Annotated in this window: 21 protein-coding genes and 1 other annotated feature; of the genes, 15 read left to right on the top strand and 6 right to left on the bottom strand. The window is 55.2% G+C overall.

What is annotated here, in order from left to right; all coding sequences use genetic code 11:
- Nucleotides 1–2: 2 nt before the first annotated feature.
- Nucleotides 3–1,799 (bottom strand): allophanate hydrolase, encoded by a 1,797-nt coding sequence (atzF, locus tag Q7C21_RS05745; RefSeq protein WP_003854868.1) that lies wholly within the window; start codon nt 1,797–1,799, stop codon nt 3–5.
- 268 nt (nt 1,800–2,067) lie between these two features.
- Here atzF and sltY point away from each other — a divergent pair, with 268 nt between their 5' ends.
- Nucleotides 2,068–3,987 carry a murein transglycosylase gene (gene sltY, locus Q7C21_RS05740; protein ID WP_003854865.1) on the top strand — a complete coding sequence of 640 codons (1,920 nt, stop codon included), beginning with the start codon at nt 2,068–2,070 and terminating at the stop codon, nt 3,985–3,987.
- Between the two features lie 45 nt (nt 3,988–4,032).
- A complete protein-coding gene (gene trpR / locus Q7C21_RS05735) occupies nt 4,033–4,353 on the top strand; it encodes a trp operon repressor (RefSeq protein WP_003854864.1) in 321 nt (106 codons plus the stop codon).
- On the opposite strand, the gene yjjX is transcribed toward trpR, so the two are convergent.
- Nucleotides 4,354–4,872, bottom strand: coding sequence for an inosine/xanthosine triphosphatase (gene yjjX, locus Q7C21_RS05730; RefSeq protein ID WP_008925545.1), 519 nt, complete (start codon nt 4,870–4,872; stop codon nt 4,354–4,356).
- A gap of 205 nt (nt 4,873–5,077) precedes the next feature.
- Between yjjX and gpmB the strand changes: the two genes are divergently transcribed.
- Nucleotides 5,078–5,725 carry a 2,3-diphosphoglycerate-dependent phosphoglycerate mutase GpmB gene (gpmB, locus tag Q7C21_RS05725; RefSeq protein ID WP_003854857.1) on the top strand — a complete coding sequence of 216 codons (648 nt, stop codon included), beginning with the start codon at nt 5,078–5,080 and terminating at the stop codon, nt 5,723–5,725.
- A 39-nt stretch (nt 5,726–5,764) separates the two neighbouring features.
- Here the strand turns inward: gpmB and robA are convergent, their stop codons facing one another.
- A complete protein-coding gene (gene robA / locus Q7C21_RS05720; protein ID WP_003854854.1) occupies nt 5,765–6,649 on the bottom strand; it encodes an MDR efflux pump AcrAB transcriptional activator RobA in 885 nt (294 codons plus the stop codon).
- A 193-nt stretch (nt 6,650–6,842) separates the two neighbouring features.
- On the opposite strand from robA, the gene creA reads away from it, so the two are divergent.
- Nucleotides 6,843–7,316: a protein CreA gene (gene creA / locus Q7C21_RS05715; protein WP_033743110.1), complete on the top strand. Its 474-nt coding sequence runs from the start codon at nt 6,843–6,845 to the stop codon at nt 7,314–7,316.
- Between the two features lie 88 nt (nt 7,317–7,404).
- Here creA and arcA read toward each other — a convergent pair whose 3' ends face one another.
- On the bottom strand, nt 7,405–8,121 hold the full coding sequence (gene arcA, locus Q7C21_RS05710; RefSeq protein WP_003854852.1) for a two-component system response regulator ArcA: 717 nt from the start codon (nt 8,119–8,121) through the stop codon (nt 7,405–7,407).
- Nucleotides 8,122–8,731: 610 nt separating this feature from the next.
- Here arcA and Q7C21_RS05705 point away from each other — a divergent pair.
- The 5 genes from Q7C21_RS05705 (at nt 8,732) to thrC (ending at nt 14,458) form a co-directional block, all read left to right on the top strand.
- Complete coding sequence (locus tag Q7C21_RS05705; protein ID WP_337028465.1) at nt 8,732–9,436, top strand: tRNA/rRNA methyltransferase; 705 nt, start codon at nt 8,732–8,734, stop codon at nt 9,434–9,436.
- Nucleotides 9,437–9,624: 188 nt separating this feature from the next.
- Nucleotides 9,625–9,693, top strand: a complete 69-nt coding sequence (gene thrL / locus Q7C21_RS05700; protein ID WP_071591720.1) for a thr operon leader peptide — start codon at nt 9,625–9,627, stop codon at nt 9,691–9,693.
- Nucleotides 9,632–9,750: a sequence feature (Thr leader region), on the top strand. It overlaps the preceding gene by 62 nt.
- Nucleotides 9,751–9,776: 26 nt before the next feature.
- Complete coding sequence (thrA, locus tag Q7C21_RS05695) at nt 9,777–12,239, top strand: bifunctional aspartate kinase/homoserine dehydrogenase I (RefSeq protein WP_008925548.1); 2,463 nt, start codon at nt 9,777–9,779, stop codon at nt 12,237–12,239.
- Nucleotides 12,240–12,241: 2 nt separating this feature from the next.
- Nucleotides 12,242–13,171: a homoserine kinase gene (gene thrB / locus Q7C21_RS05690; protein WP_003854848.1), complete on the top strand. Its 930-nt coding sequence runs from the start codon at nt 12,242–12,244 to the stop codon at nt 13,169–13,171.
- 3 nt (nt 13,172–13,174) lie between these two features.
- The gene (gene thrC, locus Q7C21_RS05685) at nt 13,175–14,458 is read left to right on the top strand and encodes a threonine synthase (RefSeq protein WP_008925549.1); all 1,284 of its coding nucleotides are present in this window, start codon (nt 13,175–13,177) and stop codon (nt 14,456–14,458) included.
- Between the two features lie 80 nt (nt 14,459–14,538).
- On the opposite strand, the gene yaaA is transcribed toward thrC, so the two are convergent.
- Nucleotides 14,539–15,312, bottom strand: a complete 774-nt coding sequence (gene yaaA / locus Q7C21_RS05680; protein WP_003854844.1) for a peroxide stress protein YaaA — start codon at nt 15,310–15,312, stop codon at nt 14,539–14,541.
- Between the two features lie 208 nt (nt 15,313–15,520).
- Between yaaA and tal the strand changes: the two genes are divergently transcribed.
- The 3 genes from tal (at nt 15,521) to Q7C21_RS05665 (ending at nt 18,600) form a co-directional block, all read left to right on the top strand.
- Complete coding sequence (gene tal, locus Q7C21_RS05675; protein ID WP_003854842.1) at nt 15,521–16,474, top strand: transaldolase; 954 nt, start codon at nt 15,521–15,523, stop codon at nt 16,472–16,474.
- Between the two features lie 125 nt (nt 16,475–16,599).
- Nucleotides 16,600–17,187 carry a molybdopterin adenylyltransferase gene (gene mog, locus Q7C21_RS05670; RefSeq protein ID WP_375150492.1) on the top strand — a complete coding sequence of 196 codons (588 nt, stop codon included), beginning with the start codon at nt 16,600–16,602 and terminating at the stop codon, nt 17,185–17,187.
- A gap of 105 nt (nt 17,188–17,292) precedes the next feature.
- Nucleotides 17,293–18,600, top strand: a complete 1,308-nt coding sequence (locus tag Q7C21_RS05665) for an MFS transporter (protein ID WP_039658808.1) — start codon at nt 17,293–17,295, stop codon at nt 18,598–18,600.
- Nucleotides 18,601–18,650: 50 nt separating this feature from the next.
- Here Q7C21_RS05665 and satP read toward each other — a convergent pair whose 3' ends face one another.
- Complete coding sequence (gene satP, locus Q7C21_RS05660; protein WP_008925552.1) at nt 18,651–19,220, bottom strand: acetate uptake transporter; 570 nt, start codon at nt 19,218–19,220, stop codon at nt 18,651–18,653.
- Between the two features lie 302 nt (nt 19,221–19,522).
- Between satP and dnaK the strand changes: the two genes are divergently transcribed.
- From dnaK to nhaA, 3 genes are all read left to right on the top strand, one after another.
- Nucleotides 19,523–21,433: a molecular chaperone DnaK gene (dnaK, locus tag Q7C21_RS05655; RefSeq protein ID WP_003854836.1), complete on the top strand. Its 1,911-nt coding sequence runs from the start codon at nt 19,523–19,525 to the stop codon at nt 21,431–21,433.
- A 104-nt stretch (nt 21,434–21,537) separates the two neighbouring features.
- Nucleotides 21,538–22,683 carry a molecular chaperone DnaJ gene (dnaJ, locus tag Q7C21_RS05650; protein WP_003854835.1) on the top strand — a complete coding sequence of 382 codons (1,146 nt, stop codon included), beginning with the start codon at nt 21,538–21,540 and terminating at the stop codon, nt 22,681–22,683.
- Nucleotides 22,684–22,881: 198 nt separating this feature from the next.
- Nucleotides 22,882–24,060, top strand: a complete 1,179-nt coding sequence (nhaA, locus tag Q7C21_RS05645) for a Na+/H+ antiporter NhaA (protein WP_154926457.1) — start codon at nt 22,882–22,884, stop codon at nt 24,058–24,060.
- The last annotated feature ends 4 nt before the right edge of the window (nt 24,061–24,064 follow it).

Genomic DNA, 24,064 nt, shown 5'->3' with positions numbered 1-24,064 from the left:
GATCAGTGACTCCCCTGTGATGCCAGCCAGTTGCGCCAGCCGCCCGTCTCAGTGATTTCCAGCGCACTCTTCAGCGCTGAGCCTTCGCAGATAAAGCCTTTAACAACGCGGCCATCGGCCAGCGTCAGGCTGCCGATCCCCAGTGGGGCCGGAATCTCCGCCACAAACTCGCCGAAACGGGCCAGTGGGATATCCCACAGCTCAACGGTGATCGCCGCTCCCTGTTCGTCACGCATCAGGCCCGGTTTTTTGATTGCACCTTCCAGCAGGGCAAAGAGGCGGTAGTGTGGCGCGGTCTTCGTCTCTTCCACCCAGACGGCATTGCGTTCGGTGAGCTGGAAATTGAGCGGCATGCCGGTGAGATGCGCGCCCACTACCGCCAGCCGGACGTGGTCAGGTGAGACAGGTAAGGTTGTGGATCGGGTCGGCCACGGCTGACCGGTCGCGCCCAGCGGCAGGGCGAGCTGCTGCTGCCAGCGAAGGCCGAATTCCGCCAGCGCCCGATCGTGCCAGGCGGGTGCAATCAGCGTGATGCCTGCCGGAAGATCGTCGTTGCGGAACGGTGCGGGCAGCGCCAGGGCAGAGAGGTCGGCGAGATTGGTGAAGTTGGTGTAGGTGCCGAACTGTGAGTTGAAGTAAATCGGCTCCTGTTTCATCTCCTCCAGGGTGTGAATGGTGGGTGAGGTCGGCACCACCAGCGCATCAAACTGTGCCAGCGTCTCCTGAATCTGACGCGTCAGTTCGGCCCGCAGATACTCCGCCTTGTAGGCGTCCACCGCGCTGTATTTCAGGCCGCTGGTGACGATCTCATGCACTACCGGGTCCATCTCCGCCGGACGGTCAAGCATCTCACCCACCGCCGCTGTGCGTTCGGCAACCCAGGGACCGTAGTAGAGCTGTTCAGCGAGCGTCCGGAACGGCGTGAAGTCGATGGGGTGCAGCGTCGCGCCGCCCGCCTGCAACGCTTCCAGTGCCTGATCCCAGGCCGCTTCAGCGGCAGCATCATCAAAAAACGCCGGGTGCGCCGGAATAGCGAAACGGGGATGACGCGGCAGGCTGGCTGGGGCGGTGCGCGGATTAATACGCGAATAGGCATCACCGGCATCGTAGCCACCCATGATACTGGCGACGCTAAACGCATCTTCTGCCGTCAGCGCAAATACCGAAATGGTGTCGTTAAGGCGACAGGCGGGCACCACGCCGCGTGCAGAGAACCAGCCCTTGGTCGGCTTGAGTCCGACGATATTATTAAAGCCCGCCGGCACGCGGCCCGATCCTGCGGTATCGGTGCCCAGTGAAAAAGCGACCAGTCCGCGCGCCAGCACCGATGCCGAGCCAGAGCTGGAGCCACCGCTGACGTAATCAGCGTCAAAGGTATTACTGACCGCGCCATAGGGCGAGCGGGTGCCGACCAGGCCGGTTGCGAACTGATCGAGGTTGGTTTTACCGATGACGACTGCGCCAGCGGCTTTCAGCCGGGCGACGGCGACCGCATCTTCGCTGGCGGTATAGGTAAACGCAGGGCAGGCGGCGCTGGTCGGCCAGCCTGCGACATCAATGTTATCTTTTACGGCGAAGGGCACACCAAACAGCGGCAGCGACGCGGGATCGCGTTCATAGTCTGCCAGCAGCGGTTCAATCTGTGCCGCTAACTGGTCAGGTGTCGCCAGATAGATCCAGGCATTATCGTGTGTGTCGAGCGCTGCCAGGTGCGCACTCAGCAGCGAACGGATCTGTTGTGGTGCCTGCTGAGTGCGCTGCTGCCAGGCGGGAAGCGTCAGGCCGAAGGTAGAAGTCATACGAAGAATTCCAGCTGGTATACAAGATGGAATTCAACAGAGCAAAGCGTGTGCCAGTTTTTAACGCAATGATTCAACAGTTTAAATCGCTGGGTAATAAGATTTACTGATGATAATTTGCACAATCACGGCGCGTACGCTGAGCGATGACGGTGCGTTAACTGTCTGTATGCGTAAATTTTGTGAAGAACATGGCAAGAGTGCGGTGGCCCGGTTAGCATGAAGACTGTCTGGCAAGTTGCCGGCCCCAGCAACAGAGGAGATTTACGTGGTGAAGTGGCGTAACTGGATGATAGGGATCTGCCTGGTCGGTTCGGCCAGCAGCGCATGGGCCGATTCGCTTGATCAACAACGGCAACGTTATCAACAAATTAAACAGGCCTGGGACAGTAACCAGATGGCCACCGTGGATCAGCTGTTGCCTACGCTACAGGACTATCCGCTCTATCCTTATCTGCAATATCGCCTGCTGGCTCAGGATCTCGATCAGGAGACCACCCTGGCCGTGCAGAACTTTATTCGCCAGTACCCGACATTGCCTCCAGCGCGATCGCTCAGCACCCGCTTTATCAACGTGCTGGCTTACCGACAGGACTGGCAGGGCGTGCTGAACTTCAGCCCGACCGAACCCAAGCCGGTGCAGGCGCGTTGTAACTGGTATTACGCCAAATGGGCCACCGGGCAGCAGCAGGCCGCGTTTGATGGCGCGAAGCAGATCTGGCTGCGTGGCACGGCGCTGCCTGCGGATTGCGATAAGCTCTTCTCGGTCTGGCAGGCGTCCGGTCAGATTTCGCCGATTACTATCCTGGAACGTATCCGGCTGGCGATGAAAGCCGGTAATGACAACCTGGTGAGCTATCTGGCGAAGACGCTGCCTGCCGATTATCAGACCATGTCTGACGCGATACAGGCCCTGCAAAAGGATCCGTTAACCGTCAGCACCTTCGCCAGTGCCGTGGGGCCAACCGACTTTACCCGTCAGGCCACCATTTACGCCTTTACGCGTGTGGCGCGGCAGGACATGGAAAATGCCCGCAGCCTGATTCCGATTCTGGTCCGGGCCCAGAAAATGGGGCCGGAAGATGAGCAGGCGCTGAAGGAGATTGTGGTCTGGCGCATGATGGGCAGCGATCTCACCTCTGAGCAGGCACGCTGGCGCGATGCAGTAGTGATGAACAGCGAGTCTACCGCGCTGGTGGAACGCCGGGTGCGGCTGGCGCTCTCTCAGCATGACCGACGCGGCCTGAACACCTGGATTGCTCGTCTGCCGCTGGAAGCCAAAGAGAAAGATGAGTGGCAGTACTGGCAGGCCGATCTGCTGTTTGAGAAAGATCGTAAAGAGGAAGCGGAAGAGATCCTGCGCAAGCTGATGAAAGAACGCGGCTTCTATCCGATGGTGGCTGCTCAGCGGCTGGGCGTAGACTATCCGTTGCAGATTGATGAAGCGCCGAAGCCTGACAGCGCCACCCTCCAGGGACCCGAGCTGGCCCGCGTCCGCGAGCTGATGTACTGGGGGCTGGATAACCTGGCCCGTAGCGAATGGAGCAATCTGATCGGCAGCCGGACGCATACGCAGCAGCAGATGCTGGCGCGCTACGCCAACGAGCAGGACTGGTGGGATCTCAGCGTGCAGGCGACTATCACCGCCAAAATGTGGGACAGCCTGAAAGAGCGTTTCCCGCTGGCGTGGCGGAGTGTCTATGAGCGAAATACCGAGGTGAAGCAGATCCCACCGAGCTATGCGATGGCGATTTCGCGTCAGGAGAGCGCCTGGAACCCGAAAGCGCGTTCGCCGGTCGGCGCCAGTGGTCTGATGCAGATTATGCCTGCCACGGCGGCGCATACTGTGAAGATGTACGATATACCTGGCTACAGCAACACCAGCCAGCTGCTTGATCCGGAAACCAATATCCAGATTGGTACGCAGTATCTGGAGTATGTCTATCAGCAGTTCGACCAGAACCGGATTTTCGCCTCAGCGGCCTATAACGCCGGGCCGGGCCGGGTGCGAAGCTGGCTGAAAACCAGCGCGGGCAATCTCGACGCCGTAGCATTTATTGAGACCATTCCGTTCTCTGAAACGCGCGGCTACGTGAAGAGTGTGCTGGCGTATGACGCCTACTATCGTTACTTCATGGGCAAGCCTGACAAGATCCTGTCAGATGCTGAGTGGAATCGCCGTTACTAGCTGTGCTAAGCTTCCGTACTCTTTAGCGAGTACGGAAGCCTCTTCATGACCCATTCTGATTCCCTCTCTACCGATGCACATCCGGCAGAAGATAGCTGGCAGCGCTTTGTCGTGCTGATGCAGCAGGCCTTTGCTGATGGCCATGCACTGCCTCTGATGCAACTGATGATGACGCCCGATGAGCGGGAAGCGTTCGGCACCCGTCTGCGGATTATCGAAGAGTTAATGAATGGCGAGATGAGCCAGCGCGAGCTGAAAAATGAGCTCGGCGTCGGCATCGCGACGATTACCCGTGGGTCTAATAGCCTGAAAGAGGCGCCGCCCGAGCTGAAACGCTGGCTGGAAGCGCGTCTGGGACGCGCCTGATTACTGTTGATAGAGCGGATGAACGAACGGGCAGAGCGCCAGAATCAGTGCCTGATGATAGACACTGGATCGGCTGAGCAGGCCGTTCGTAAACGCCCCGATTGCGCCACCCTTGTGTTTGATATTGTCGATGCCGGTTAATCGCGCCATCTCTTCGCCGAGTTCACGGCCTTCACGCAGACCCGCCAGCACCACCGGAGGCAGGGTGAAACTGGCCGAGCGCGACTCGCCACGCTGTTTCTGATTTTCCACCACCATCCAGGCAAATGCGCTGTCATCTTCGATGCCCGCCTCAATGGCGACCCAGAATGCCGCTTCTGGTCGGACCTGCCGGGCATTCATCACGCGCTGACGTGCGCCAGTTCGCGTTTCGAGATGGGTTAACGGTTGTGCAGCAACGCCGCTATCGACCTCGACCCCTTCAATATGGCAGGATCCCTCGCCGAAAACGTCGCTGAAAGCCTGAGCAATCGCGTGAATCTTCGCTGGGTTGGTTGTGGCTGCGACAACATGGTACATAATTGATTAAACCCTCAGATGATTAAGCGCCTGACCCATCCGGCTGTTTTCGTTGTCATTCTGAACCCGGGCTGTGCTGACAACCCTCACGTACTGCGTGTACGCCGGATTGTTCCGCGCTGCCTGTGTCTGGAATGTCTGCAACAATGACGTTTGATGGAACAGGGTCTAAAGCGATTTTTGTCGCAGTATAACGGAAACTAACATGCTACAGGTCTATCTTGTTCGTCACGGTGAAACGGTATGGAATGCGGAACGCCGTATTCAGGGTCAGTCCGACAGTCCGCTGACGGAAAAAGGTGAGCAACAAGCCTGGCAGGTGGGTGAGCGCGTGAAGCATTTGGGCATCACGCACATTATTGCCAGCGATCTGGGGCGCACGCGTCGCACCGCCGAGATTATCGCAGATGCCTGCGGTTGCTCAGTGACGCTTGATGCGCGCTTGCGTGAACTGAATATGGGTGTGCTGGAGAAGCGTCCGCTGGATGGCTTAACGACGGAAGAGGAGCAGTGGCGCGCTGCACTGGTCAACGGGACCGAAGGTGGCCGTATCCCTGAAGGAGAGTCGATGACGGAGATGGCGACGCGCATGCACGCCGCGCTGAATGCCTGTCTCGATCTGCCTGCCGGAAGCCGTCCGCTGCTGGTCAGCCACGGTATGGCGCTCGGGTCTCTGGTCAGTACAATTCTGGGGCTGCCCGCCTATGCGGAACGTCGCCTGCGCCTGCGTAACTGCTCTATTTCACGTGTGGATTATCAGCAGAGCGCCTGGCTGGCAGAAGGCTGGATTGTAGAGACGGCGGGGGATATTTCCCATCTGGATGCGCCTGCGCTCGACGAGCTGCAACGCTGATTGCTTAAGGCTGCCGTCACGATGACGACAGCCTTAAACTTAGCTGGCTTCAGCCTGCTGGCGGCGAATCGGAATCAGATATTCGCACCGAATCTCAGTCGGTGGCTCACTGCGCTTTTTACCGCCATGGGTATAAAAGCGTTCGATATCCTGCCCTTCACGGCGGGTCAGCCCCAGCGTTGGCATGCAGGTACCGTAGAGCAGCAGGATAAATTCCTGCAAATTGACACGCGGACCGTTAAAGGTGAACTGCACATAGTCGCCACCTTCCAGAATAACCTTCTGACCAGAATGCAGGTTCACCGCGCTGTCAGCAGGCACCGCAGTGGTATAAAGAATCTCCTGCTCGTCATCTTTGTCCTGGCTGGCACGCACCTGATGCAGGCCATACAGCACAGGCGGAATCGTGTCCGTTTCCAGCAGGAACTGCTTCCAGAAGTGCATTCGCATTTCATCGCGGTAGCTGGAAATCTGCTCCAGAATACAGGTGTAGTTCTGGGTTTGTCCCACCAGCACCGTTTCCGGCAGGCTGACGAAAGCCGGTTCCGGCTGCGTCTCATCATCCAGGCGAATCGGGGGACGGATACCGAATGAATTCCATTCGGAAGAGCGACGATACCAGGCCGGTGTCTGTGCAAACTGTTTTTTGAATGCACGCGTAAAAGTCTGTTGTGAATCAAAACGATACTGCAGTGCGATGTCCAGGATCGGGCGACTGGTCAGGCGCAGCGCCACGGCGGCTTTAGACAAACGACGGGCACGGATATAGGCGCCGATTGCGTGCCCGGTCACGTCTTTGAACATCCTTTGCAGATGCCACTTAGAGTAACCCGCTTTCTGGGCAACATTGTCCAGTGAAAGGGGTTGATCCAGATGGCTCTCCAGCCAGACAAGCAAATCGCGAATGATACCGGCTTGGTCCATAAAACATCCTCTACTCTGGTGGTGCAGCTAAACGCATTCGAAGAATATTAGCACTCATTGCTCAAAAGACGTGGGACGTTTCTCGGGGAAGGTTGTGCTAAATCAGTACGGGCTAAAACCCGTTTTGGTTTGGTCATTGTATCGATTAACAGTACATTACATTCTCATCTATTCCATTTGCAATGGTAACTCCATGACAATATCCCGACTTATGATCGCTGCACTGACTACGCTGACCTTTTCCAGCCCGCTTTTTGCCGAACAGATTGGCTCTGTTGATACGGTCTTCAAGATATTCGGGCCTGACCACAAGATTATTGTTGAAGCTTTCGATGACCCGGACGTTAAAAATGTAACCTGCTATATCAGCCGGGCAAAAACCGGGGGAATCAAAGGCGGATTGGGGCTGGCAGAGGATACCTCTGATGCCGCCATTTCCTGTCAGCAGGTCGGTCCGGTTGAAGTGAGTGATAAAATTGCACAGGGCAAAGCAGAGGGGGAAGTAGTATTCCGCCAGCGTACCTCTTTAATCTTTAAGAAGCTGCAGGTTGTCCGCTTCTACGACAAAAAGCGCAATGCGCTGGTCTATCTGACCTATTCCGATAAAGTGGTTGATGGCTCACCGAAAAATGCGCTCAGCGCCGTGCCGATTATGCCGTGGCACTGATAATGTTGTGGCATTCATAATGCCGTGGCACTGAACATAAAAAAACGCCCCAGGAGGCGTTTTTTTATTTGCTGAATCAAACAAGCACTTATTCGTGCAGGTCGCCGCAGAAGCGATAACCTTCACCATGAATGGTGGCGATGATCTCTGGCGTATCCGGCGTGGATTCGAAATGCTTACGGATGCGACGAATGGTGACATCGACGGTGCGATCGTGCGGCTTGAGGTCGCGGCCGGTCATTTTCTTCAGCAGGTCGGCACGGGTCTGAATTTTGCCCGGATTTTCGCAGAAGTGCAGCATGGCGCGAAACTCACTACGTGGCAGTTTATACTGCTCGCCGTTTGGATTGATCAGAGAGCGGCTGTTAATATCCAGCTCCCAGCCATTGAATTTATAGCTTTCTACCTGACGGCGCTCTTCCCCTGGCATAGCCAGATTCATGGTGCGCGACAGCAGGTTACGGGCACGAATAGTCAGCTCACGCGGGTTAAACGGTTTGGTGATGTAATCATCAGCGCCAATTTCCAGACCGAGGATTTTATCGACTTCGTTGTCACGGCCGGTCAGAAACATCAGGGCGACATTGGCCTGCTCACGCAGTTCACGGGCCAGCAACAGACCGTTTTTGCCAGGCAGGTTGATGTCCATGATGACCAGGTTAACGTCATTGTCGGTCAGCACCTGATGCATTTCAGCACCATCAGTCGCCTCATACACCACATAACCTTCCGCCTCAAAAATACTCTTGAGGGTATTACGCGTGACCAGTTCGTCTTCAACGATAAGAATGTGCGGGGTCTGCATGTTTAGCTACCTAAAATTTGCCAACAAATTGAAAACAGGGCGTACAGCGGTATGGCGTTCTCCATCATCGAGAGCGGCGGGCCGCGCAGAACCGTTGTACGAAATCATATTTTGATAAGCCATCTATCAACGTCAACAACAGTATTAGCTCAGCCAGTCAGGATGAAAATTGCATGCCCCGGGCGTTAATGATAATGGCGCATATCCTAACTGTATTAACAGCAACCTAACAGCACCAACTACAACCGATAAGCATAAAAACAACGCTTCGTTGACTTATATCAAATGCAATTGTAGCACGTTAACACTTTTGTTAAAAACTTCTCGCAGAATGCCTGTTTAGCTCACAAAAAGCATCATTTTCGTTACATTTTTAACTCATACGGGCCAGAATTGAACCGGCCGGAAATCACATTTTATCTTATTGAATTTAAATGGATAAATAACGTTTTTTTTTAATAAAGCGCCTTCTGCCCATAAAAAGGTTCAGGCCATCAGTTTTAACCAGTTTTAACATCATTAATCCACAATTTTCTTATTACCTTCTGGCACCTGAATCTTTAAGAGCCATGTTAATATGACGTTAGATAAATTGACCAATGGATTAAATATGCTTTTCCCACTGATTCTCGTCTCGCCTGCGCGGCCAGAAAACATCGGCGCTGCGGCGCGTGCCATGAAAACCATGGGGTTCAGCCAGCTGCGCATCGTGGCCAGCGACGCCTGGCAGGATCCTGCTGCGCGGCGTGTGGCACATGGTGCTGGCGACATTCTTGATAACATTCAGACCTTTGCTACCCTGGCTGACGCGTTAGCGGATATCGATTTCTCGGTCGCGACGACCGCACGCAGCCGGGCAAAGTTTCGCTACTACGCCACACCGGAGCAGGTTGAAACACAACTGCTGGAGAAGCGTCAGTGGGTCAACAGTATGGCGCTGGTGTTTGGACGCGAAGATAGCGGGCTGACAAATGAGGAGCTGGAGCAGGTCGACCTGCTGACCGGCATCCCGATGGCGAATGACTATCCCTCTCTGAATCTCGGTCAGGCGGTGATGGTTTACTGCTACCAGCTGTCTAAGCTGAATCAGGTTGAGGCACCGGTTGCGTCTGCTGCCGATGGGCAGCAGTTGCAGGCGCTGCGTCAGCGTTTTCATCAGTTACTGGCGCAACTCGACGTCAGTGATGATGAGAAGCTGTCAGACTGGATCGATCAGCGGGTGGGTCTACTGGAACAGCGCGACAGTGCGATGCTGCATCGTCTGCTGCACGATATTGAAAAAAAACTCACAGATAAATCCTCGGCAAAAAGCTGATTTTGCAGCAACAGATCGCAGAGGATTTCTGCATGGCAAACGATCGCATAGCGTTTTACGATTTCAGCGGTGGCTGTGCGCAGTGGTTGAAATCTGTCCACCGGACAAATCGGGTTGACTTAACGTGCGCTTTGCTTTACTTCTGGACGCAAGACGGACAGACAAAAACAGACAGACAATAAATCTAAATGCGTAAAATCAGCCTGAACACCACAATTATTACCACCACCATTACCACAGGTAACGGTGCGGGCTGACGCATACAGGAAAAACAGAAAAAAAGCCCGCACCTAACCAGTGCGGGCTTTTTTTTCGGCTTAAATTCAGGAGAGTTTATATCATGCGAGTGCTGAAATTCGGCGGGACCTCGGTAGCGAATGCGGAACGTTTTCTTCGCGTCGCTGACATTCTGGAAAGTAATGCGCAACAAGGACAGGTTGCAACCGTGCTCTCTGCGCCAGCAAAGATCACTAACCATCTGGTGGCGATGATTGAAAAAACCATCAGTGGTCAGGACGCTCTGCCGAATATCAGCGACGCCGAACGCATTTTCAGCGAGCTGCTGCAGGGACTGGCTGATGCACAGCCGGGCTTTGAGTTTGATCGACTCAAAACCCGCGTTGACCTTGAGTTTGCGCAGTTAAAACAGGTTCTGCACGGTATCAGCCTGCTGGGACAGTGCCCGGACAGCGTGAACGCAGCGATTATCTGTCGCGGAGAAAAACTCTCGATTGCGATCATGGAAGCGCTGCTGCAGGCACGCGGCCATGAGGTCAGCGTGATCGACCCGGTGGAGAAATTGCTGGCAATTGGCCACTACCTGGAATCCACAGTTGATATTGCCGAGTCGACCCGCCGCATCGAAGCCAGTCAAATTCCACCGCAGAACATGATTCTGATGGCGGGTTTTACGGCCGGTAATGAGCGTGGCGAGCTGGTGGTGCTGGGCCGCAACGGTTCAGACTATTCAGCCGCTGTGCTGGCCGCCTGTCTGCGCGCCGACTGCTGTGAAATCTGGACCGATGTAGATGGCGTTTATACCTGCGATCCACGTCAGGTGCCGGATGCGCGTCTGCTGAAGTCGATGTCCTATCAGGAGGCGATGGAGCTCTCCTACTTCGGTGCCAAAGTGCTGCATCCCCGCACCATCGCGCCGATTGCCCAGTTCCAGATCCCTTGCCTGATCAAAAATACCGCCAATCCACAGGCACCCGGCACCCTGATTGGTGCTGAAGGCGAGCCGGATGAAAGCCCGGTAAAAGGCATCACTAACCTGAATAATATGGCGATGGTGAACGTCTCCGGTCCCGGCATGAAAGGGATGGTCGGAATGGCGGCCAGAGTCTTTGCGGCCATGTCGCGTACCGGCATCTCTGTCGTGCTGATCACCCAATCCTCTTCCGAATACAGCATCAGTTTCTGCGTGCCGCAGAGCGAGCTGGCGCGGGCGCGTCATGTGCTGGAAGAGGAGTTCTATCTGGAGCTGAAAGATGGCCTGCTCGATCCGCTGGATATTATTGAAAACCTGGCGGTGATCTCGGTAGTGGGTGATGGCATGCGCACCCTGCGCGGCATCTCAGCAAAATTTTTCTCGGCACTGGCACGCGCCAACATCAATATCGTGGCGATTGCGCAGGGCTCCTCTGAGCGTTCTATCTCGGTCGTGGTGAACAATGACGAAGTGATCACCGGCGTGCGCGTGGTGCATCAGATGCTGTTCGCCACTGATCAGGTAATCGAAGTGTTTGTGGTGGGTGTCGGCGGAGTCGGTGGTGCGCTGCTGGATCAGTTGCATCGCCAGCAGGCGTGGCTGAAGAAAAAGCATATCGACCTGCGTGTGTGCGGTATCGCTAACTCGCAGGCGTTGTTAACCCACGTTCACGGTATTGATTTAAGCAACTGGCAGTCGGCATTAGCCGAAGCCAAAGAGCCCTTTAACCTGGGCCGTCTGACCCGTCTGGTAAAAGAGTATCATCTGCTCAATCCGGTGATTGTGGATTGCACCTCCAGCCAGGCCGTTGCCGATCAGTATGCTGACTTCCTCAGCGAAGGCTTCCATGTGGTGACGCCGAACAAAAAGGCCAACACGTCATCCTGGAATTACTATCAGCAGATGCGTGCCGCCGCCGCCAAATCGCGTCGAAAATTCCTTTACGATACCAACGTCGGTGCCGGACTGCCGGTGATCGAAAACCTGCAGAACCTGATGAACGCGGGTGATGAACTGCTGCGTTTCTCCGGCATCCTGTCTGGCTCACTGTCGTTTATCTTCGGCAAGCTGGATGAAGGCGTTTCGCTGTCGCAGGCGACAAACATGGCGCGTGAGATGGGCTTCACCGAGCCCGATCCGCGTGACGATCTGGCTGGCACTGATGTGGCGCGTAAGCTGCTGATCCTGGCGCGTGAAGCGGGTCATCAGCTTGAGATGAGTGATATTGAGATCGAGCCGCTGCTGCCCGCCAGTCTGACCGAAATTCAGGATGTTGAGCAGTTTATGCAGCGTCTGCCCGAGCTGGATAACGCCTTTGCCGATCGCGTTGCACAAGCGCAGAATGAGGGCAAAGTCCTGCGCTACGTGGGCGTGATCGAAGAGGGTGGCGTCTGTAAAGTGAAGGTCGACGCCGTTGACGGCAACGATCCGCTCTATAAAGTGAAAAACGGCGAGAATGCCCTGGCGTTTTACAGCCGTTACTATCAACCGATTCCGCTGGTGCTGCGTGGATACGGTGCAGGAAATGATGTCACAGCGGCCGGTGTTTTTGCCGATCTGCTGCGTACGCTGTCATGGAAGTTGGGAGTTTAATCATGGTAAAAATTTACGCACCGGCCTCGATTGGCAACGTCAGCGTCGGCTTCGATGTGCTGGGCGCGGCGGTGTCGCCGGTCGATGGCTCCCTGCTGGGTGACTGTGTCTCTGTGGAAGCAGCTGAGCAGTTTTCTCTGACCAACGCCGGACGTTTTGTCAGCAAGCTGCCCGCCGATCCGAAAGAGAATATTGTCTATCAGTGCTGGCAGCTTTTCTGCGAGACGGTGGGCAAAGCGATCCCGGTGGCGATGACTCTGGAGAAGAATATGCCCATCGGCTCCGGTCTGGGTTCCAGCGCCTGCTCGGTGGTGGCCGGATTAATGGCGATGAACGAATTCTGCGGCAAGCCACTCAGCGACAGCACATTGCTGACGCTGATGGGCGAGCTGGAAGGGCGGATCTCCGGCAGCGTGCATTATGATAATGTCGCTCCCTGCTTCCTCGGTGGCATTCAGCTGATGCTGCAGGAAAATGAGATCATCAGCCAGGCGGTGCCGGGCTTTGACGACTGGCTGTGGGTGATGGCCTATCCGGGCATCAAAGTTTCAACCGCAGAAGCGCGCGCTATTTTACCGGCGCAGTACCGCAAAGAGGACTGTATCAAACATGGCCGTTTGCTGGCCGGCTTCATTCACGCCTGTCATACGCGTCAGCCGCAGCTGGCCGCTAAACTGATGCAGGATGTGATTGCAGAACCCTACCGGACCCGACTGCTGCCTGGCTTCGCCGAGGCGCGGCAGGCCGCGAAAGATATTGGCGCACTGGCGTGCGGTATCTCAGGCTCTGGTCCGACACTTTTCGCCGTTTGCAATCAGATGGAAACGGCACAGCGGATGGCTGACTGGCTGAGCCAGCACTATCTGCAGAATGATGAAGGCTTCGTCCATATCTGCCGTCTCGACACGGCTGGCGCACGACAATTGGGATAACGCATGAAACTCTACAATCTTAAGGATCACAACGAGCAGGTCAGCTTCGCCCAGGCGGTGAAACAGGGTCTGGGTTCGCAGCAGGGTCTGTTCTTTCCGCTGGAACTGCCAGAGTTTGAACTGACCGACATCGACGCGATGCTGGAGATGGATTTTGTCAGCCGCAGCAGCAAAATTCTCTCGGCTTTCATTGGTGACGAGATTCCGGCCCAGCAGCTGCAGGAGCGTGTTAAAGCCGCTTTTGCCTTCCCGGCCCCGGTAAAAGCTGTCAGCGAAGATATCGCCTGTCTGGAGCTGTTCCACGGCCCGACGCTGGCATTTAAAGATTTCGGCGGCCGTTTTATGGCGCAGATGCTGTCGTATGTTTCAGGCTCTGATGAGCAGATCACGATTCTGACCGCCACCTCTGGTGATACCGGTGCGGCTGTGGCGCACGCGTTCTACGGCATGAAGAACGTGCGTGTGGTGATCCTCTATCCGCAGGGCAAAATCAGTCCGCTGCAGGAGAAACTCTTCTGTACGCTGGGCGGCAACATTGAAACCATCGCTATCGACGGCGACTTTGATGCCTGCCAGTCGCTGGTCAAACAGGCGTTCGATGATGAAGTGCTGAAGCGGACGATTGGCCTGAACTCGGCTAACTCCATCAACATCAGCCGCCTGCTGGCGCAGATTTGCTACTACTTTGAGGCGGTCGCACAGCTGCCACAGGAAAAACGCAATCAGCTGGTGGTCTCTGTACCGAGCGGCAACTTTGGTGATTTGACGGCCGGTCTGCTGGCGAAATCACTGGGCCTGCCCATCAAACGCTTTATCGCTGCCACGAATGCTAACGATACGGTGCCGCGCTTCCTCGGCAACGGCGAGTGGCAGCCTAACCAGACGGTCTCTACGCTGTCGAACGCCATGGATGTCAGCCAGCCTAACAACTGGCCGCGTGTGGAAGAGCTGTTCCGCCGTAAAACCTGGCGCTTAACCGATCTCGCCTGTGGTGCGGTTTCTGATGAGACCACGCGCGCTGCCATGCGTGAACTGGCGGAAATTGGCTACGTTTCCGAGCCACATGCTGCCATCGCCTGGCGTCTGCTGCGCGATCAGCTGCAGGAAGGCGAATACGGTCTGTTCCTCGGCACTGCGCATCCGGCGAAATTCCGCGAAAGCGTGGAAGCGATTCTTGAGCAGACCCTGACGCTGCCGCTGGAGTTAGCGGAGCGCGCCGATCTGCCGCTGCTGTCGCATCAGATGAAGGGTGACTTCGCCTCGCTGCGGGCGTTCCTGCTGAAGTAATGCGGTGAAAGGCTTCCCGGATTACGGGAAGCCTGTTTATGGCAGGTAGAGTGCGTGGGCGTTACTGCTCCGCGCGCTTGTTACTGCTCCGCGCGCTTAAAGACCAGCTCGCTCTCGCTGCTGCTGATCGCATCAAAACGATAGCCATCCACATCAAACGCCTTAAGCTGTTCCGGCGTTGTCAGACGCTGCTGAATCACATAGCGACTCATCAATCCACGCGCCTTTTTGGCATAGAAGCTAATGACTTTATAGCTGCCGTTCTTCTCATCAAGGAACACCGGCTTAATCAGCTGTGCCTGCAGTTTCTTCGGCTTAACCGCCCTGAAATATTCGTCTGACGCGAGGTTGATCAGCACCTCATCACCCTGTTTTGCCAGTGCGGCATTCAATGTTTCAGTGATGAGATCGCCCCAGAAGGTGTAGAGATCTTTACCCGCCGGATTCGCCAGACGAATGCCCATCTCCAGCCGGTAAGGCTGCATGAGATCGAGCGGACGCAGCACGCCATACAGGCCCGACAACATGCGCAGATGCTGCTGAGCAAAATCGAAATCCTGTTCGCTGAAGGTGTCGGCCTGCAAACCGGTATAGACATCACCTTTAAACGCCAGGATAGCCTGACGGGCATTCTGAGGTGAGAAGTCGGGGTGCCAGCTGTTAAAGCGATCGGCATTGAGGTGCGCCAGTTTGTCACTGATGCCCATTAACGAGGCGATGCTGGCGGGTGACAGATCGCGCGCAATCTCAATCAGCTGTTGTGACTTTTCTAACAGCGCAGGCTGGGTGAAACGCGTTGTCGCCAGCGGGCTTTCATAATCCAGCGTCTTGGCAGGAGAGATCACCATCAACATAGTTGCTTCCTCGGTTAATGCCTGGTTTAACAGGGCATTGGCGGCTTATCAGGCTTCGCAGTGTACCAAAAAAGCCGCAAAGAATGACGAATCACTCCTATTTGTTCGCGCTATCGTAAACGGCATTCCCTGACCTTGCGCCACCGTTGACGCGTGATATTATCGCAACAGCTTTTTTCACACTGACAGTTAACTAAGAGAAAAGAACATGACGGACAAACTTACCTCCCTGCGTCAGCTTACTACCGTAGTCGCCGACACCGGTGACATTGCAGCCATGAAGCTGTATCAGCCACAAGACGCCACCACCAACCCTTCTCTGATTCTCAACGCCGCACAAATCCCTGAATACCGTAAACTGATCGATGAAGCGATTAGCTGGGCGCGTGAGCAGAGCAGCAACAAAGAAGAGCAGCTGCAGCTGGTTTCTGACAAGCTGGCCGTTAACATTGGTCTGGAAATTCTGAAACTGATCCCAGGCCGCATCTCGACTGAAGTCGATGCGCGTCTCTCTTACGACACAGAAGGCAGCATCGCGAAAGCCCGCAGCCTGATCAAACTCTACAATGATGCCGGTATCAGCAATGACCGCATCCTGATCAAACTGGCGTCTACCTGGCAGGGCATCCGTGCTGCAGAGCAGCTGGAAAAAGAAGGTATCAACTGTAACCTGACTCTGCTGTTCTCCTTTGCTCAGGCGCGTGCCTGTGCCGAAGCGGGCGTGTTCCTGATCTCTCCGTTTGTTGGCCGTATCCTCGACTGGTATAAAGCGAACACCGATAAGAAAGAGTATGCCGCGCACGAAGATCCAGGCGTGGTTTCAGTTTCTGAAATCTACAACTACTACAAGCAGCACGGCTATGAAACCGTCGTGATGGGCGCGAGCTTCCGTAACGTCGGCGAAATCATCGAGCTGGCTGGCTGTGACCGTCTGACCATTTCTCCTGCGCTGCTGAAAGAGCTGGCAGAGAGCGAAGGCACCCTGGAGCGTAAACTGAGCTACAGCGGCGAAGTGAAAGCGCGTCCGGCCCGCATGACCGAGTCTGAGTTCCTGTGGCAGCACAACCAGGATCCTATGGCCGTTGCGAAGCTGGCAGAAGGTATCCGCAACTTTGCCGTTGATCAGGGCAAACTTGAGAAGATGCTGGCAGAACTGCTGTAACCGGCTGACCGTGGCGGCGCAGGCTGCCACGGTTTTCCCTTTTCCGACCCTTTCACTTTATATTATCCTCTCTGCTATTCCCCTTTTACTCCACCGCACCGCGGTAAATCACAGCGAAGCTAATCATGAATACATTACGCATTGGCCTGATCTCGGTCTCCGATCGCGCCGCGAACGGCATCTATCAGGATGAGGGGATTCCCGCGCTGGAGAGCTGGCTGAGTCGCGCACTCAGCAGCCCGTTTGAGATTGAGTCCCGCCTGGTGCCTGACGAGCAGCCGATGATTGAGCACGCGATCTGCGAGCTGGTCGATGAGCGCTTTTGCCACCTGGTATTAACCACTGGCGGCACCGGTCCGGCCCGGCGCGATGTGACGCCGGATGCCACCTTAGCCGTTGCCGATCGGGAAATGCCGGGTTTTGGTGAGCAGATGCGCCAGATCAGCCTGCAGTTTGTGCCGACCGCGATTCTGTCGCGTCAGGTTGGGGTAATCCGCAAACAGTCGCTGATACTCAACCTTCCGGGTCAGCCGAAGGCGATCAAAGAGACGCTGGAAGGGCTGAAGGATGAGCAGGGCAACGTAAAAGTGCACGGCATTTTTGCTTCCGTACCCTATTGTTTACAGCTGCTGGACGGGCCTTATGTCGAAACACATCGCGAGGTCGTAGCATCTTTTCGGCCTAAAAGCGCGATACGTGAGATAAATAACTAAATATTCCCCATTTCAGGCATAAGCTATAGCCTGGCTGGTGTGGCAAAAGATTGACGGTATAGTAAGGCTATCTTTACAACGTTCTCTCTTTGCCTCTGGAATATTATGAATCCGACTCACACACAGCGTCTGACCGGTAAGGATTATAAAACCCTGGCGCTGGCCGCGCTGGGCGGCGCGCTGGAATTCTACGACTTCATCATTTTTGTCTTCTTCGCCACGGTGATTGGCGAACTCTTCTTCCCCGCAGATATTCCGGAGTGGCTGCGACAGCTGCAGACGTTTGCCATTTTTGCCGCAGGCTATCTGGCACGTCCGCTGGGCGGCATTGTGATGGCGCATTTTGGCGATAAACTCGGGCGCAAGAAGATGTTCAGCCTGAGTATTCTGCTGATGGCGCTGCCAACCTTAATGATGGGCGCTTTACCCACCTGGCAGACGATTGGGATTGCAGCGCCACTGCTGATGTTGCTGATGCGAATGTTACAGGGCGCGGCGATTGGCGGAGAGGTGCCCGGCGCGTGGGTGTTTGTCGCTGAACACGTGCCTTATAAACGTATCGGCATCGCCTGTGGCACACTGACGGCCGGGCTGACCATCGGCATTTTACTGGGGTCGCTGGTGGCGACACTGATCAATACCTCGATGTCGCAGCAGGCGATTCATGACGGCGGCTGGCGTATTCCGTTCTTCCTGGGCGGCGTGTTTGGGTTGCTCGCGATGTTCCTGCGCCGCTGGCTGCATGAAACACCGGTCTTCATTGAGATGCAGCAGCGCAAAGCGCTGGCTGAAACCCTGCCGCTGAAAACCGTGCTGGCGGAGCATAAAAAGTCGATTGTGATCTCCATGCTGCTGACCTGGCTGCTCTCCGCCTGCATCGTCGTGGTGATCCTGATGTCGCCGGTCTGGCTGCAGAAGCAGCAGGGCATCGCGCCCGCACTGACTCTGCAGGCCAACAGCATTGCCACCGTAATGCTCTGCATTGGCTGCATTATTGCCGGACTCGCTGCGGATCGCTTTGGTGCCAGTCGTACCCTGTGTGTCGGCAGCCTGCTGCTGGCGATCTGTAGCTGGCAGTTTTATCACCTGAGCGCCCTCTATCCGCAGCAGCTCTTCCTGCTCTATGGCGTGGCGGGGCTCAGCGTCGGTATCGTCGGCGTGGTGCCGTTTGTGATGGTGCGCGCCTTTCCGGCAGAGGTGCGTTTTACCGGACTCTCATTCTCCTACAATCTTTCCTACGCGATCTTTGGCGGCCTGACACCGATCCTGGTGTCGCTGCTGATGAATGTCTCCGTGATGGCACCGTGCTGGTATGTGATGGCGCTGGCGCTGGTGGGATTGCTGACAGGGATCTGGCTGCGGCGTGATGTCAGCCATGAGCCGGGACTGAATCAGGGGATTAAGTCGTTGTAAAGTAAGAACGCGGAGCCAGGCTCCGCGTTTTTTTATGGCTGAAAATATGCTTAACGTATTTTTGCGCCAATCGGCAAAAGGGTGCGGCCAAAGGTTTCATTCAGCACCTCGCCCATCGCCAGATAGCAGGCGCTGGCACCACAGATGATCCCGACCCAGCCCGCAGAGACCACCAGCGCAGGCAGGTGCATGAGATGAGCCACGGCCAGCAGCAGAAACAGCAGCGTAAGCGAGCCGAAAACAAACTGCAGCATCCGCGTACCTTTTAGTGTGCCGATAAACATGAACAGCGTGAAGATGCCCCACAGTGCCAGCCAGACACCCAGGAAGCGTTCATCAGGCGCGTTTGCCAGACCCATTTGCGGTAACAGCAGGATCGCCACGAAGCTTAACCAGAACATGCCGTATGAGGTAAAAGCCGTCAGCCCAAAGGTATTGTTCTTCTTAAACTCCAGCAGACCGGCCAGCACCTGCGCGATCCCGCCATAAAAAATCCCCATCGCTAAAATTGCGACATCCAGGGCAAACAGGCCCGTGTTGTGCAGGTTCAGCAAAATGGTTGTCATGCCAAAACCCATCAATCCCAGCGGGGCAGGGTTAGCCAGCGTTGAATTCGCCATAATTCCTCGGCAGTGAAAGAGTGTTGATTACATAAACGGATTCCATCCTGCTCCCCGGGAGGAGCAAGGGGACGCATCATATTCAGCGTTGTGTCAGCGTTCTTTGATCCCGGCAGGGCCAGCGATAAAAAATTTTTTTTGGTTTAACCCTTGATGCGCATCGAAGCGGCCCCATTTACTTGTCATCGAGCGTTGTGAACGTTGGAAAAAAAGCATGTGCTGGCAGGTTGAATGCAAACAACTCGCCCACATAAAAGGTTCACAACCCAAATTGGCAACGAATTTAAGTGGGAGATGTTTAGATGGGTAAGATTATTGGTATTGACCTGGGTACAACCAACTCTTGTGTTGCGATCATGGATGGCACCAAAGCACGCGTGCTGGAAAATGCCGAGGGCGATCGCACCACGCCTTCAATTATTGCGTATACACAGGATGGCGAAATTCTGGTCGGTCAACCGGCTAAACGTCAGGCAGTGACCAACCCGCAGAATACCCTGTTCGCAATTAAGCGTCTGATCGGTCGTCGCTTCCAGGACGAAGAAGTACAGCGTGACATTAAAATCATGCCGTACAAAATCACCGGCGCTGACAACGGCGACGCATGGCTGGAAGTAAAAGGTCAGAGAATGGCACCTCCGCAGATCTCTGCTGAAGTGCTGAAGAAAATGAAAAAGACCGCCGAAGATTACCTCGGTGAGCCAGTGACTGAAGCGGTTATTACCGTACCGGCCTACTTCAACGATGCGCAGCGTCAGGCGACCAAAGATGCCGGCCGTATCGCAGGTCTGGAAGTCAAACGTATCATTAACGAACCGACTGCAGCAGCACTGGCATACGGTCTGGATAAAGGCCAGGGCAACCGCACCATCGCGGTTTATGACCTGGGTGGCGGTACCTTCGATATCTCAATCATCGAGATCGACGAAGTTGACGGCGAAAAAACCTTTGAAGTTCTGGCGACCAACGGTGATACCCACCTGGGTGGTGAAGACTTCGATAGCCGCCTGATTAACTATCTGGTTGCTGAATTCAAAAAAGACCAGGGTATCGATCTGCACAACGATCCACTGGCGATGCAGCGTCTGAAAGAAGCCGCAGAGAAAGCAAAAATCGAGCTTTCTTCTGCACAGCAGACCGACGTTAACCTGCCATACATCACGGCAGATGCGACCGGTCCTAAGCACCTGAACATCAAAGTGACCCGTTCTAAACTGGAATCACTGGTTGAAGATCTGGTTGCACGCTCAATCGCGCCTCTGAAAGTTGCGCTGCAGGATGCCGGCCTGTCTGTTTCAGACATCAACGACGTTATCCTGGTCGGTGGTCAGACACGTATGCCACTGGTTCAGGCCAAAGTGACTGAGTTCTTCGGTAAAGAGCCACGTAAAGACGTGAACCCGGACGAAGCGGTTGCTGTGGGTGCTGCGGTTCAGGGTGGTGTACTGGGTGGCGACGTGAAAGACGTGCTGCTGCTGGACGTTACCCCGCTGTCACTGGGTATCGAAACGATGGGTGGCGTGATGACCTCGCTGATCAGCAAGAACACCACCATCCCAACCAAGCACAGCCAGGTCTTCTCGACGGCTGAAGATAACCAGTCAGCCGTGACCATTCACGTGCTGCAGGGTGAGCGTAAGCGTGCCAATGACAACAAGTCACTGGGCCAGTTCAACCTCGACGGTATCCAGAATGCGCCACGCGGTATGCCGCAGATCGAAGTGACTTTCGACATCGATGCCGACGGTATCCTGCACGTATCAGCGAAAGACAAGAACAGCGGTAAAGAGCAGAAAATCACCATCAAAGCCTCTTCAGGTCTGAGCGATGATGAGATCCAGAAAATGGTGCGTGATGCGGAAGCGAATGCTGAATCTGACCGTAAGTTCGAAGAGCTGGTTCAGACGCGTAACCAGGGTGACCAGATTGCCCACAGCACGCGTAAGCAGCTGGAAGAAGCAGGCGACAAACTGTCAGCTGATGACAAAGCGCCAATCGAAGCCGCACTGGCCGCGCTGGAAACTGCGCTGAAAGGCGAAGACAAAGCGGAAATCGACGCCAAAATGCAGGCGCTGATGGAAGTGTCTGGCAAACTGATGGAAGCAGCACAGCAGTCTCAGGCGGGTGCAGCAGATGCCGGTGACGCGTCAGCGAAGAAAGATGACGACGTTGTCGATGCTGAATTCGAAGAAGTGAAAGACAACAAGAAATAATTGCCCCTGACCGGGCGCGACGGTTGGCCTGACAGCCGTTGAAACCAGCACGGGCGTAGGAGATCTCTCCACGCCCGTGCGATCATGTTAAGGGCTAAATAAACATGGCGAAGAGTGATTACTACGAGATTTTAGGCGTCGCCAAATCCGCGGACGAGCGTGAAATCAAAAAGGCTTACAAACGCCTGGCAATGAAATTTCACCCGGACCGCAATCCAGGTGATAAAGAAGCCGAAGCTAAATTCAAAGAGGTCAAGGAAGCGTACGAAATCCTGACCGATGCGCAGAAGCGTGCGGCTTACGATCAGTATGGTCATGCAGCCTTTGAACAGGGCGGCATGGGTGGCGGTGGATTCGGCGGCGGCGGCTTTGGTGGTGGCGGTGCAGACTTCAGCGATATCTTTGGCGACGTGTTCGGTGACATCTTTGGTGGTGGACGCCGTCAGCGCGCATCCCGTGGCGCCGATTTACGCTACAACATGGAGCTGTCGCTGGAAGAAGCGGTACGCGGCGTGACCAAAGAGATCCGCATTCCAACGCTGGAAGAGTGTGATGTCTGCCACGGCAGCGGCGCGAAAGCGGGCACCCAGCCACAAACCTGTTCAACCTGTCACGGTGCAGGCCAGGTGCAGATGCGCCAGGGCTTCTTCACTGTTCAGCAGGCCTGTCCGACCTGTCATGGTCGTGGCTCGGTGATTAAAGATCCGTGCAACGCCTGTCATGGCCACGGCCGCGTTGAGAAGTCGAAAACGCTGTCAGTGAAAATCCCGGCAGGGGTCGACACCGGCGATCGCATCCGTCTGAGTGGCGAAGGTGAAGCGGGCGAGCAGGGCGCACCAGCGGGCGATCTCTACGTTCAGGTCTCGGTGAAGAAGCACCCGATCTTCGAACGTGAAGAGAACAACCTTTACTGTGAAGTGCCGATCAACTTTGCAATGGCGGCGCTGGGCGGTGAGATTGAAGTACCGACACTGGATGGTCGCGTGAAGCTGAAAGTGCCGTCAGAAACCCAGACCGGCAAGCTGTTCCGTATGCGCGGACGTGGCGTCAAATCTGTCCGTGGCGGCGCGGTCGGCGATCTGCTGTGCCGTGTTGTGGTGGAGACACCGGTCAGCCTGAACGAAAAACAGAAAACGCTGTTGCGTGAACTGGAAGAGAGTTTTGGCGGCCCAAGCGGCGAGCATAACAGCCCACGCTCAAAGAGCTTCTTTGACGGTGTGAAGAAATTCTTTGACGATCTGACACGCTAAACCATATCAGACTAAAAAACGGAGCCGCGGGCTCCGTTTTTTTTGCTGGATGCTATACGCCATCTGTTACTGGCATCAACCGGCGTTTCGCCCTTAATTCGGTTAAACCGAAGGAAAGGCGAGGCATAAGCTGCTTTTAACGAACTATATGAGCCGTTACACTCTTTATCTTTCTATCGCTGATCAGGAAGATAAACGTTGAATAAGCCTCGTAGTCTCAAAAACCTGCTTAAAAGCTTCATTGAAAGTGACGCCAGTAATGGCATGGTGTTAATCATGGCAGCTGTGGCGGCCATGATTCTCGCCAACTCTGCCGAAACCGCTCACGGCTATCAGGCGTTTCTCAATGAACCCGTTCAAATCCGCTTCGGTGCACTGGATATCAGTAAAAATCTGCTGTTATGGATCAATGATGCGCTGATGGCGCTGTTTTTCCTGCTGATTGGTCTGGAAGTGAAGCGTGAGCTGATAGTCGGCGAACTCGCAAGCCGTGACAAGGCGATCTTTCCCGTCATTGCGGCATTAGGCGGTATGGCACTGCCCGCGCTTGTTTTCCTCGGCTTCAACCATGGTGATGAGATAGCACGCAACGGCTGGGCTATCCCTACGGCGACCGATATCGCGTTTGCTCTGGGTGTCCTCGCCCTGCTTGGCAGCCGTGTTCCTGCTGCACTGAAAGTTTTCCTGATGGCGCTGGCGATTATCGATGATCTCGGGGCTATCGTTATTATCGCCCTGTTCTACACCAGTGGCCTCTCAATGCTCTCCCTGGGCGTTGCGGCAGGGGCGATTGTTGTGCTGGCACTGCTCAATTACTTTAATGTCCGTAAAATCTCGGTCTATATGCTGGTTGGGATCGTGCTCTGGACCGCCGTGCTTAAGTCTGGCGTCCATGCCACGCTGGCGGGCGTCATTGTGGGCTTCTTCATACCGCTGGAAAAGAGAGAAGGGCATTCGCCCGCAGAACATCTGGCGCACGGTCTGATGCCGTGGGTGAACTGGCTTATTCTGCCGCTGTTTGCCTTCGCGAACGCCGGTATTTCACTGAGCGGTATTACGCTGAGTGATGTCTTTTCACCGGAGCCGTCTGGCATCATCCTCGGCCTGTTAATCGGTAAACCTTTGGGCATTACCCTGTTCTGCTGGCTGGCTGTCAAACTGCGGCTGGCGGTATTACCTCACGGCACCACCATCCGCGATATCATGGCGATTGGCGTGCTGTGCGGCATCGGTTTTACGATGTCTATTTTCATCAGTTCGCTGGCCTTCGATTCGGCACATGAGCAGCTTGTGACCTTCTCTAAACTGGGGATCCTGACGGGTTCTGTGCTGTCAGCGGTTATTGGTTATACCCTGCTGCGGATTAAACTGCGTTAATGGA

The sequence above is a fragment of the Pantoea sp. ANP04 genome (genome assembly GCF_041982285.1).
GTDB classification, from domain to species: domain Bacteria; phylum Pseudomonadota; class Gammaproteobacteria; order Enterobacterales; family Enterobacteriaceae; genus Pantoea; species Pantoea eucalypti.
This window is presented reverse-complemented; position numbering and strand designations above follow the sequence as displayed.